The organism is Clostridium chromiireducens (genome assembly GCF_003575225.1).
Lineage (GTDB): Bacteria > Bacillota > Clostridia > Clostridiales > Clostridiaceae > Clostridium > Clostridium chromiireducens.
Window position 1 is genome coordinate 812,370 of sequence record NZ_QXDJ01000003.1, and the last position, 12,342, is coordinate 824,711.

Genomic DNA, 12,342 nt, shown 5'->3' on the forward strand with positions numbered 1-12,342 from the left:
ATTAATTTAGCTTTATTATATTAAGATTATTTCTTCTAATTATTCTTTTTGTTATCCCATCTGGAATTCTAACAAATAATTTATTAACATAATATTCATTAAACTCTCTTCTTCCGTTAATAAATTCTAAATCCGTTCTATAGCTTCTACTAATTATATTAAATGTGCCCAATAAATCAAAGAAACCATATCCAATTTCTCTATTGGGATACCTATAAATTGTATTACTCCTATCAGCTCCAAGTATTAAATATGCTATTACTTTAGTCGAAAACATTGTTCTATCATTCCCATTAATAATCCCCCATTGTAAAAGAAGGGCACAAGCACCAGCAATTATGGCTGCTGCTACAGAACTTCCGGATACAGTTACAGTTCCACCTAAAGGTTTAGTTGTTATAATGTCTACCCCTAAAGTAGCAATATCAGGATTAATAATATATTCATTTAAATTAGGTCCTTTTCCTGATGCAGCGATTAAAGCATTATTATTCCCATAATATGCTACAGTTGCAACATTTCTTCCTGTAGAAGGTACTGTTAGCGTTGTATATGGATTGGATTGAAGAAATCGTGTATTTTCCGGTAATGTTTTTTGGGGTGGTAACCATATATTATATCTTCCATCTGTTATATAATCTCCTCTTAATTGAAATGTCCATATACCTGCTTTTATATTATTAAAATTAATCGCTATTAGCTCATGCCCAGTAAAATGTTCTGGCATATAATATTTAATCACCATCTGTGTTCTAAAGAAAACAAAATTAATTGTTTCAACCTGTTTAGATTTAGCTTTAATAAAATTTGATGCTTCTCCGTTAGGTGAAATTACATTTAGCGATACAATATTAGGCTTCGTTATCCATATACCAAAAGAAAAATATTTAATCTCTCTAGGAATTCTTAATTCTACAGTTGATATTCCACCTACTTGTTGAATAATTCCAGATGCATGGCCATCTGATGCGCCTTCGTTTCCAACCCCATTTACAGGAATAAGTCCTCTTATCCTGCCAATTGAAGTGATATATCTTGATATTATATTATTTCCATCATGACTTCCTTCTGTAGTTCCAACTCCTATATAGATTACCATAGGCCTATTTACTGCTACAGAATAATTTTTCAAATAATCTATTGCTGCTAAGATCTCAGAAACATCATAAATTGGAGTATATGGTACACCATTCGCCTCAAGTTCATTTCTAAAACTTTTCGATTCCATTAATTTAACAATAACATACTCAGACCCAGGAGCAATTCCTTGAAAGTCTTGATTGAATCCTCTTGCGCCTATTATTCCTGCCATTTGTGTTCCATGCCCTATATCATCCTTTGTGGGGACAATGGAATATGGAACTTGATTATTTCTATATGCCTGAATCGCATTATTGATTTCAGCGTTTGAATATGTTTTTCCTATGTATACTGAAAGATCCGTGGTATCTTGAATAGTTTGATCCCATATGCTAACTATTCTTGAAGTGTCATCTTCTCTAATAAATTCATCATTGAGATAATCTATTCCCGTATCAACCATCCCAATTAGCACTCCTCTTCCAGTCAAATCCAAGTAAGGATTGATTTTGATAGCATTTATATTATCTACACTGGATGGAGAAACAGCTTGTAGCACATATTTACTTCTTGGATCAACATAAAGTATCGATGGAACATCTCTATATAATTGATCAATGTATTCAGTTGGAACTGATATTACACCGATTGTATCAGTTATTATATCTCCACAAGCATAAGAAACTCTATCTATTTCTTCTTTGAAATTTCCTCTATATGCAACCAAATAATTAGGTGCATCTCCATAATATAAACTGCATTTTCTTGGTACTGGCACATTTATCTCCTTAGTAGTACTCATATTTAATAATATTTACAATTGTTTCAAATTATTCATAAGGAAAGAATTAATAAAAGTAGCATACCAGCATTTTTATTCTTTTCTTTAACTGGTATGCTACATTTTTACTAAATATAATAAAGTTATTGATTTTACTACTTTCTATTGCGATGCTAATTTCTTATAGATTTCTAATCTTTCTTTCGCATCGTTCTCAGTTTTCTCAAATAATTTATCAGCTTCCTCTGGAAAAGCTTTAGCTAAAGATGCATATCTTACTTCTCCCATCAGGAAGTCCTTAAATTCACCTTTTGGCTCTTTTGAGTCTAATGTAAATGGATTTTTTTCTCCTTTTAATGTAGGATTGTATCTATAAAGATGCCAATATCCACAATCAACTGCTTTCTTTTCTTCATCTTGCGAATTAGACATTCCTACTTTAATACCATGACTAATACATGTTGAATATGCTATTATAAGTGATGGTCCATCATAAGCCTCAGCTTCTTTTATAGCTTTAATAGTTTGATTCTTATCTGCTCCCATGCAAATCTGAGCAACATAAACATATCCATAAGTCATTGCCATTCTTCCTAAATCTTTCTTCTTAGTTCTCTTACCAGATGCAGCAAATTTTGCTATGGCTGCTGTAGGAGTTGATTTTGATGATTGCCCACCAGTATTTGAATAAATTTCTGTATCAAATACCAACACATTTACATTTTCATTGCTTGCAAGTACTTGATCAAGTCCACCATATCCAATATCATAAGCCCAGCCATCTCCACCAAATATCCATTGAGATCTCTTAACAAAGAATTCTTTATCTTTTAATATTTCTTTAGCAATTTCACTATTATCATTTTTAAGAACTTCAGTTAATCTATTAGCTCTTTCTCTAGAACCTTCACCAATATCTTTATTGTCTAACCAATCTCGCAATACTGCTTTAGCTTCTTCTGTCATACCACTTTCAAGGGCAATTGAAACATTATTAGCTATTCGTTCTCTTATAGTTTTAACACCTAGATACATTCCGTATCCAAATTCAGCATTATCTTCAAATAATGAATTAGCCCAAGCTGGTCCATGACCTTGTTGATTTTTAGTATACGCAGTAGCTGGTGCTCCTGCTGCCCAAATAGAAGAACATCCAGTTGCATTTGCAATCATCATTCTATCACCAAATAATTGAGTGACTAACCTTGCATAAGGGGTTTCACCACATCCTGCACAAGCGCCATTATACTCAAGCAATGGTCTTTCAAATTGACTTCCTTTAAGCGTATACTTATCCATTGGATTTTTAGCAATTACTTTTTCTATTGTGTAATTCCAAGCTTCTATTTGTTCATGCTGGCTGTCTTGTGATTTCATTACTAATGCCTTGCCAGGTGCTGGACAAACTTGAGCACAATTTCCACATCCCGTACAATCAAGTGGAGTAACTCCAATTGAGAAATACAATTTCTCATCGCTTTTAATTCCTTTAACATCAAGTAATTTAACACTCTTCGGTGCTTTATCTTTTTCTCCTTCATTTAACAAAAATGCTCTAATTGTTGCATGTGGACATACAAATGAACATTGGTTACATTGTATACAATTCTCTGGTATCCATTCTGGAACAGTCACAGCTATTCCTCTCTTTTCATAAGCTGTTGTTCCGTGCATGAATGTACCATCTTCCATACCTGCATTTATAAAAGTTGAGACAGGCATAGCATCTCCTTCTAATCTGTTCATTGGCCTTGTAATTTCTTTTATAAATTCCGGAAAATCTTCATTATGTTCAAGTTTATCATCTTGTGTATTGCTCCAATCAAGTGGAACTTTAATTTTAACTATTCCATTAATACCTTCATCTATTGCACCATGGTTCATATTAACAACTTTTTCGCCCTTTTTGCCATATGAACTTACTACTGCATCCTTCAAATATTTGACTGCATCTTCTACTGGTATTATATTGGCTATTTTAAAGAAAGCCGCCTGCATTATCATGTTTATCCTGCCGCCAAGTCCAATGTCTTGAGCGATTTTAACAGCATTTATTGTATAAAATTCAATGTTATTTTGAGCAATATACCTTTTCATTGCTGCCGGCAATCGCTCTTCTACTTCTTCTGGTGACCAAATTGTATTTAATAAGAACTTACCATCTTTCTTTAATCCTCTAAGTACATGATATTTATATACATATGATTGATTATGGCATGCAATAAAGTCAGCTCTATCAATTAAATAACGAGACTTTATTGGCTTATTACCAAATCTTAAATGAGATACTGTTATACCTCCAGATTTTCTAGAATCATAATCAAAATATCCTTGAGCATACATGTCTGTATGATCTCCAATGATTTTAATTGCACTTTTATTGGCTCCAACTGTACCATCAGATCCCAAGCCCCAGAATTTACATGAAGTAATGCCTTCAGGTGTAGCATCTATATCATCAAGTGGTCTAAGAGAAGTATTTGTAACATCATCTATTATGCCAATTGTGAAATTATTTTTAGGTTCATCTAAAATTAGATTATCATAAACCGCAGCTATATGTACTGGAGTTGGGTCCTTTGAACCAAGTCCATATCTTCCTCCTACAATAGTCGGAGCATTTTCCTTACCAAAAAAGCTTCTTACTACATCTAAATATAAAGGCTCACCTACTGAACCTGGTTCCTTTGTTCTATCTAAAACCGCAATCTTAGTAACTGTTTTAGGAATAGCTTTCAGCAATTTTTCCATAGAAAATGGTCTATAAAGTCTAACTTTAACTAACCCTACCTTCTGTTTATTTGAATTTAAATAATCTACAGTTTCCTCTACAACATCATTAACAGCACCCATGGAAATTATAATTCTATCAGCATCATGTGCTCCATAGTAATCAAAGCAATGATACGTTCTACCTGTTAATTTTGTTATTTCACTCATATAATCCTCAACTATATCCGGGATCACATCATAATATTTATTTACAGCTTCTCTGGTTTGGAAATATATATCTGGATTTTGAGCTGTTCCCCTCGTAACAGGATGATCTGGATTTAAAGCTCTTTTTCTAAAATCGTCAAGTGCTTTATAATCTATTAATTTAGCAAGTTCTTCTTGTTCTATTACCTCTATTTTTTGTATTTCATGAGAAGTTCTAAATCCATCAAAAAAGTTCATAAATGGCATTTTTGCTTTTATAGTGGCTAAATGTGCAACTCCACTTAAATCCATGACTTCTTGAACAGATCCTTCTGCAAGCATTGCAAATCCAGTTTGCCTAGCTGCCATAACATCTTGATGATCGCCAAATATGTTTAATGATGATGTTGCGAGAGCTCTTGCTGCGACATGTATTACACATGGAAGCAACTCTCCTGCTATCTTATACATATTAGGTATCATAAGTAATAACCCTTGTGATGCTGTATAAGTAGTTGACAGTGCACCTGCTTGAAGGGATCCATGTAGTGCGCCTGCAGCTCCTGCTTCTGATTGCATTTCAACAACTTTTACTGGCTGATTAAATATATTTTTTTTACCTTGTGAAACCCACTCATCTACATGTTCAGCCATTGGAGATGATGGAGTTATTGGGAAAATTACTGCCACTTCAGAAAATCCATAGGATATATATGCTGCAGCAGTATTGCCATCCATAGTTTTCATCTTTCTCATTGCATTTACCTCGTTTTCTTTTCTTCTAAACTTTTAATTGTCATTCTAACTTTTTTATTATCTGCTAAGAATATCTTACTTATTCATTTACAGGATAAATTGTAACCCTAGAATAAATAATAGCTTTCAAATGTATGATTCTAAATGCTATGATTAGGATAGAATAATAAAAAAGGAGGCATTTTTTATGTTTAAATTAAGAAATTTATACTTATATCTTGTTTGCTTTGTTTCATTAATGATGGTTCTAGCCGGTATAATCTTCACTGTACAAAATATTACTGATTTAATGTTCCCCACAAATTATTACTATGAAGGGATATCGCCAGATAAATCAGGCAGTTTATCGGAGTATGACAAAAAAATTTATGAGGAGAATCAAATAAGATATGAACAAAACCGTAGTATTGAAAGTAAAAAAAATGTTGCAAAATCAGTAGCGGTTGTTGTAGTTGCTTTGCCGACCTTTCTATATCACTGGCGAAAGGTTGAAAAAGAGAAAAATATTTAATTAATAATCACAAAATATAAAAGCAGTACCTGATATTAAAAATCAGATACTGCTTTTATCCTTCACTCTTAAAACGTTATTTTCTATTTATATTTCTCTTCTAATTTCTCCAATATAGCTATATTTTCATCTTTTACATTTGTATTGGTACTTTCAAACTCACTACATTGTTCATCAATATTATTTAAAGTTTCTTTATTTAATTCTCTTTGTGCAAATTTATAAATAACCTTGTCTTCTTTATCAATATGTCTTTCTAACAAATGAGTATATGAAATAGCATTTGATATAACGTCTAAGACAGATTCTTCATTTCCTTTTTTCAAGTTATCTAAAGCATCACTTAAGCTAGTTATATATAATCGTCCAAAATCATGCTCAACTAGCATACCATACTTTACTATTTTTTCTGCTGTTTCGCCTATTTCATCAACCATTTTGTTAAAAAGCATTACTTCTTCTTTTTTATGATGATGTGAATCGGCATAATTCCTAATAAAAGCAATCATAGAATAAAAATCTTCATAGTTAATGTTATCACCTTTAAATACTCTAAAACAGGCCTTTCTTACAACTACTAACATACGTTTAATGTATTGATGCTCTTCCATCATTAAATCTATTGCATTCATACCTTCCCTCCTATACAAATTAATTTTTTATTAAATATAAGTATTTCTTATTCTTAATTATTTATTTTTTATTTATAGCTTTTATTTCATCGTCTCTTTCTATATATTCGAAATCTGTATTTACCTCACTTACAAAAGCCTTAATCCATAGGCTTCTTAACTTATAGAAATAGTCTACATCGCCCTCTTCCTTACTCCAAATATCTTTGTGAACACAAACTCTTCTTACCCACTCAATAGAGTTCTCCTCTGCTTTAACTATTTCATTTACTCTATCACATGGCATACCATCCAATATATAGTCATTTACACTATTAAAAATGTCCTCGGCTGTTGTTAGTTCAATCCCTTTTTCTTTAACTTCTTTTGCAGCTTTCACACCTTGATTTGTATAAATATCCTCCATTTTTGCTTTAACACTTGCATTGTTATCTATAATCTTAGTAGTCCAAGCTGCCATTCTTCCTTCAGCCGAATTAATTTTAGATTGTAACCATCCATGAATATTACTTGTATCTATCATTTCTTCTAGTGGAATATCTGGAGTTGGTTCTCCATATTTACTATTGATTTCTTTCGATAATTTATCTATATCTAACCCTTCCTCTTGAGCTAGCTCAATTATTTCTTTTTCTAATTTTTCAAACCATAAAATTTTACTAAATAACCAGTAATGTATTTTTCCTAAATATAGACTCATTGTATCTCCTCCTATAATTAAATCTATTAATAGTATTTTGCTTCTATAAATAAATAATACAGTATTTGTCGTACTTTTTCTGTAACATTTGATACAAGAGATGAAAAATCCACCAATTTTTTAATAATAAAAAAGTTATCTTCAAACTTACACATTCGAAGATAACTTTTTTATTTTACTAAATTTTAAATTCTATTGTTGAACTGGCTTCTTTAATATTCCTAATATTACTGCTCCAACGATAGATCCTGCAACTATTGCTGCTATATAAGCAAGTGGATTACTTACAATTGCGATAACGAATACTCCACCATGAGGTGCTCTTAATGCACATCCGAAAGCCATTGAAAGTGCTCCAGCTACTGCTGAACCTACAATGCATGATGGCAATACTCTTATTGGATCTGCTGCTGCAAAAGGTATTGCACCTTCTGATATGAATGACAGCCCCATTATATAGTTTACAAGTCCTGCTTGCCTGTCTTTTTCTGTAAATTTATTTCTAAAGAATGTAGTAGCTAATGCAATTACAAGTGGTGGGACCATACCACCAGCCATAACAGCTGCCATTATATCAAAGTTTCCACTTGCAAGTGATGCAGTTCCAAATAAATACGCTGCTTTATTAACCGGACCACCCATATCAACTGACATCATACCACCTAATACAATTCCTAAAAGAATCTTACTTGTACCACCCATTGAGTTAAGACCATTACTGATACCTGTATTGATAACTCCCATAACTGGATTTATGAATAAAATTATAACACCAATTAATAATGTTCCTAGTAAAGGATATAATAAAACTGGTTTAATACCTTCTAAACTATTAGGTAAATTTGCAAATAATTTTTTAAGACCAAGAACTATATAACCTGCGATAAAACCTGCAAGTAAAGCGCCTAAGAAACCAGAGCTAACTGCTGGAATCTTTGAATCAAATGCACTAGCAAAAGTAACTCCTGAACTAGCTAATGCTCCACCAACAAACCCTACCGCAAGACCTGGTCTATCCGCAATACTCATTGCAATAAATCCTGCTAGAACTGGTAACATGAATCCAAATGCACTACCACCAATTTTCATTAATACTGCAGCAAGTGGTGTTCCCGAACCAAATCCTCCTGGATTTGCTGGGTTAAATGTATCAAATAAGAATGCAAGTGCTATAAGTATACCTCCACCTATAACAAATGGTAACATATGTGATACACCATTCATAAGATGCTTATATATTTGACGTCCTACAGATTCATTTCCAGTATCAATACTTCCTTCATCAGCTTTTCCACTATGATGATATACAGGAGCATTTCCGCTAATAGCTTCATTAATTAAGTCTTTAGCTTTATGAATTCCATCTGAAACCTTTGTCTTAATTACTCTTTTGCCATCAAATCTAGCCATTTCAACATTTTTGTCAGCTGCAATGATTATGCAGTCCGCATTTGCAATTTCCTCTTTACTTAAAACATTTTTAGCTCCCCCAGAACCATTAGTTTCAACTTTTATTGAAACCCCTAACTCTTTAGCTTTGTTTTCTAAACTCTCTGCTGCCATATAAGTATGTGCAATTCCAGTTGGACATGCAGTAACAGCTAATACCTTATAACCTTTATTACTCATTTCTTTTCCCCCTATAACTTCATTTGGAAATTTCTCCATTTCCTTTTTATCTATTAATTTGAGGAATTCATCTTTATCAGAACAACTTAATAAATTATTCCTAAAAGTTTCATCCATCAAAATAGTTGACAATCTTGCTAAAACCTCTAAATGTAAATTATCACTATTATCAGGTACCGCAATCATAAAGAAAAGGTTTGCAGGAGCCCCATCAAGAGAATCATAATCAACACCTTCTTTTGAAATTGCTGCTGCTAAAGTTGCTTTTTTAACAGCTTTTGTTTTCCCGTGAGGAATTGCTATTCCATCACCAATACCTGTTGTACTTAACTCTTCTCTTGCAAGTATTGCTTTTTTGAATTCTTCTTTATTATTTAAATTCCCTGTCTTGTCCATTAAGTTAACTAATTCATTAATACATTGTTCTTTTGAGCCAGGATTAAAATTTAAATTCATACCCTGTTTGTGTAATAAATCAATAATTTTCATCTTTCACCCTCCGTTAATTTAAAAATATATTCCTTTTATTCTGTAATTTAATGAAAAGATATTAATATCTTTTCATTAAATTAATATAGTACTAAAAAATATTTCAACATTCTATACAATTTGTTTCAACAAATTATCTACTTCATCCTTGGTTGCTAGTTCTTCAGAAAATGCACTTGCGCTACCAGTAGCAATTCCCATCTTGAAAGCTTCATCTATATCTTTATTTCTTAGATAACCACACAAGAAACCTGCTACCATTGAATCTCCCGCACCAACTGAATTTTTAAGTTCACCTTTTGGCACTTCCCTTTTTATTGCTTCACTATTTTCTGGTAAAAGAATCGCACCATCACCAGCCATTGATATAAGCACATTTTTTGCTCCCATTTCTTGAAGCTTTCTACCATATTTTATTATGTCTTCATCACTTTTTAATTCAACATCGAACATTTCTGCTAATTCATGATGATTAGGCTTTATCAAAAATGGCTTAAACTTTAGCACTTTAAGAAGTAAGTCTTTTGTTGCATCTACAATAAATTCCACGCCTCTGTCAGCTAAGCTGCTCATAATACTTTCATAGATATCATCCGGCACACTATTTGGTATGCTTCCTGATAATATCAGAAAATCACCTTTTGTTAAATGTGAAAGCTTTTCGTATAAAATTTTAAGGTCTTCATTTTTAATATCTGGTCCAGACCCATTAATTTCTGTTTCACCATCACTTTTAAGTTTTACATTTATTCTTGAAAAACCTTCTTTTAATTTAATAAAATCACAAGTTACTCCATGACTTTCAATTTGACGTAGTATTTCATCCCCGGTAAAACCTGCAACATAACCAAGAGCAGTATTCGCTACACCTAAGTTTTTAAGTACTATAGATACATTAATTCCTTTACCACCTGCATATATCCTTTCTTCCGCAATTCTGTTCAAAGAATCAACTTTAAAAGAATCAACTTTAACTATATAATCCAAAGAAGGATTGAGCGTTATTGTGTTAATCAATTTTTATCACCTCTATTACGTTAGTATCATAACTAATATTATTTCTATCGATTTTAGTTGTTATTAATATTGAATCTGCTATTGCTCCAAAAGTTATAAAACTAACTTTTTCCAATTTAGATTGATCTGCTAATACATATGACTGTCTGCACATTTTTATTGCCTGAGCCTTAACCATAGCCTCATTTACATCAGGAGTAGTATATCCACTTTGATTGCTCACTCCATTAACACCAAAAAAGCCTTTTGAAAAATTATATTTTTTCAATTCTTCAACGGTAGTATTGCCAATAATAGCCTCTGTAATAGCTTTGACTTCACCTCCTAAAATAAAGGTTTTAAATCCTCTTTCTAAAAGTTTCTTAGCATGAACAATACCATTTGTAACAACTGTTATATTTTTAGCATCTATAAATTCAATAATAAGCTCAGTTGTTGTACCTGCATCTAAGTAAATTACATCTCCTTCTTCAATTAGAGAAGCTGCATATTTTGCTATTTCGTATTTTTCATCAACATTTAGAGATTGTCTAACATTTACTTTATAATCATGCTTTGATGTGCTTTCGCCAATTGCTATTGCTCCACCATGTATTTTCTTAAGTAGTCCTTCATTATCAAGTGCATTTAGATCTCTTCTTACTGTAGATTCGGAAGCATCTAGCAACTTCACTAGATCTGTAACAGATACTATTCCCTTAACTTTAAGTTCTTGAAGAATGATATTGAATCTTTCTTCTGTAAACATTATCACCACTCCTCTGATATTATAATAACTCATATCTTATAATAAATCAATCATTTTCTTTCAAAATAATTCATTTAAATTCACTTTCTTTTATTTTTTAATTGTTTTTGGTTTATTCTAAAAGTTTTTTTATTGTTTTTGCTCATTTTAAAGTTAATATAAATACTTTAACGCATATTCAAGCAAAAGACCTTCTTTTGTAGGGTAATCAAATCTCTTACTTTCAATAATTGCTTTTTCCACAAACTCACATGACATTTTAGCACTTTCTAATAGAGAGTTTCCTTTTAATAGCATTCCTAAAAGAACTGATGTAAATACATCTCCTGTTCCTGGATAAGACCTATCTAATCTATCTGAAACAATTATTTCTATAGAATCTTTTTTCCAATCATATATTGCAGTTCCAATTTTACTCCTATCAGGCATAGGGATACTTGTGATAACAATATCTTTACTTCCTAATTTGCGTAGTTTCCTACTAATCATTAATATGTCGTCTTTATTACCATCATTTTTTACATCTTCATCTGCTAAAATACATGCTTCTGTAAAGTTAGGTGTAATTATATCTGAATAGCACATTATTTCTTTTAATCTTTCAGCATAATTTTTATCAAAATTACTGTAATAATGTCCATCATCCCCAAAGATAGGGTCAAATATAATTAAAGGATTATCGTTATTTAAATATTCCAATGAAGTTATAACTTCATTAACACATGATTCATTTCCTAAGTAACCAATAAACACTCCTTCAAAAGTGATATCTATACTTCTATAGTGCTCAATTGCTTTATTTATATATCCATCTAATTTTAATATTCTTGGTGTGCCAAATCCTCCAGTGTGTGTCGATAAAATCATAGTTGGTACAGGGCAAACTTCTACTCCTAGTGTTGCTAGAACCGGAATTACATTAGTTAAAGCAGCTTTTCCGATTCCACATAAATCATGAATAGCTGCAACCCTTTTTATTGGTTTTTTCATTTTTCTCTCCTTTTCTAAATAAATTTCAATACTAACTTTTGTAATTAAAAATATAATTGTAGTATTTAGTAATTATATCCTATTTACATA

Annotated in this window: 9 protein-coding genes; 1 reads left to right on the forward strand and 8 read right to left on the reverse strand. The window is 31.7% G+C overall.

Annotation, left to right across the window (positions count from 1 at the left end):
* Nucleotide 1 precedes the first annotated feature (1 nt).
* Complete coding sequence (locus tag D2A34_RS15280) at nt 2-1,882, reverse strand: S8 family peptidase (RefSeq protein WP_079442234.1); 1,881 nt, start codon at nt 1,880-1,882, stop codon at nt 2-4.
* A 141-nt stretch (nt 1,883-2,023) separates the two neighbouring features.
* On the reverse strand, nt 2,024-5,536 hold the full coding sequence (nifJ, locus tag D2A34_RS15285) for a pyruvate:ferredoxin (flavodoxin) oxidoreductase (RefSeq protein WP_079442233.1): 3,513 nt from the start codon (nt 5,534-5,536) through the stop codon (nt 2,024-2,026).
* Nucleotides 5,537-5,723: 187 nt separating this feature from the next.
* Here nifJ and D2A34_RS15290 point away from each other — a divergent pair, with 187 nt between their 5' ends.
* The gene (locus tag D2A34_RS15290; RefSeq protein ID WP_079442232.1) at nt 5,724-6,047 is read left to right on the forward strand and encodes a hypothetical protein; all 324 of its coding nucleotides are present in this window, start codon (nt 5,724-5,726) and stop codon (nt 6,045-6,047) included.
* A gap of 83 nt (nt 6,048-6,130) precedes the next feature.
* Here the strand turns inward: D2A34_RS15290 and D2A34_RS15295 are convergent, their stop codons facing one another.
* The 6 genes from D2A34_RS15295 to D2A34_RS15320 all read right to left on the reverse strand — a co-directional run bounded on the left by D2A34_RS15295 (nt 6,131) and on the right by D2A34_RS15320 (nt 12,252).
* Nucleotides 6,131-6,679, reverse strand: a complete 549-nt coding sequence (locus D2A34_RS15295) for a hemerythrin domain-containing protein (protein ID WP_119367210.1) — start codon at nt 6,677-6,679, stop codon at nt 6,131-6,133.
* Nucleotides 6,680-6,740: 61 nt separating this feature from the next.
* Nucleotides 6,741-7,379: a hypothetical protein gene (locus D2A34_RS15300; protein ID WP_119367211.1), complete on the reverse strand. Its 639-nt coding sequence runs from the start codon at nt 7,377-7,379 to the stop codon at nt 6,741-6,743.
* Nucleotides 7,380-7,571: 192 nt separating this feature from the next.
* Complete coding sequence (locus D2A34_RS15305; RefSeq protein WP_119367212.1) at nt 7,572-9,497, reverse strand: PTS fructose transporter subunit IIABC; 1,926 nt, start codon at nt 9,495-9,497, stop codon at nt 7,572-7,574.
* Nucleotides 9,498-9,608: 111 nt separating this feature from the next.
* Nucleotides 9,609-10,514, reverse strand: coding sequence for a 1-phosphofructokinase (gene pfkB, locus D2A34_RS15310; RefSeq protein ID WP_079441588.1), 906 nt, complete (start codon nt 10,512-10,514; stop codon nt 9,609-9,611).
* A complete protein-coding gene (locus D2A34_RS15315) occupies nt 10,507-11,262 on the reverse strand; it encodes a DeoR/GlpR family DNA-binding transcription regulator (RefSeq protein WP_079441587.1) in 756 nt (251 codons plus the stop codon). Before D2A34_RS15315 ends, pfkB begins: the two co-directional genes overlap by 8 nt.
* A gap of 153 nt (nt 11,263-11,415) precedes the next feature.
* The gene (locus tag D2A34_RS15320) at nt 11,416-12,252 is read right to left on the reverse strand and encodes a pyridoxamine kinase (RefSeq protein WP_119367213.1); all 837 of its coding nucleotides are present in this window, start codon (nt 12,250-12,252) and stop codon (nt 11,416-11,418) included.
* Nucleotides 12,253-12,342: the final 90 nt, after the last annotated feature.

Coding starts and splice junctions, on each gene's coding strand:
- D2A34_RS15280 (WP_079442234.1), bottom strand. CDS start 1,882: ATGAGTACTACTAAGGAGATAAATGTGCCAGTACCAAGAAAATGCAGT.
- nifJ (WP_079442233.1), bottom strand. CDS start 5,536: ATGAGAAAGATGAAAACTATGGATGGCAATACTGCTGCAGCATATATA.
- D2A34_RS15290 (WP_079442232.1), top strand. CDS start 5,724: ATGTTTAAATTAAGAAATTTATACTTATATCTTGTTTGCTTTGTTTCA.
- D2A34_RS15295 (WP_119367210.1), bottom strand. CDS start 6,679: ATGAATGCAATAGATTTAATGATGGAAGAGCATCAATACATTAAACGT.
- D2A34_RS15300 (WP_119367211.1), bottom strand. CDS start 7,379: ATGAGTCTATATTTAGGAAAAATACATTACTGGTTATTTAGTAAAATT.
- D2A34_RS15305 (WP_119367212.1), bottom strand. CDS start 9,497: ATGAAAATTATTGATTTATTACACAAACAGGGTATGAATTTAAATTTT.
- D2A34_RS15315 (WP_079441587.1), bottom strand. CDS start 11,262: ATGTTTACAGAAGAAAGATTCAATATCATTCTTCAAGAACTTAAAGTT.
- D2A34_RS15320 (WP_119367213.1), bottom strand. CDS start 12,252: ATGAAAAAACCAATAAAAAGGGTTGCAGCTATTCATGATTTATGTGGA.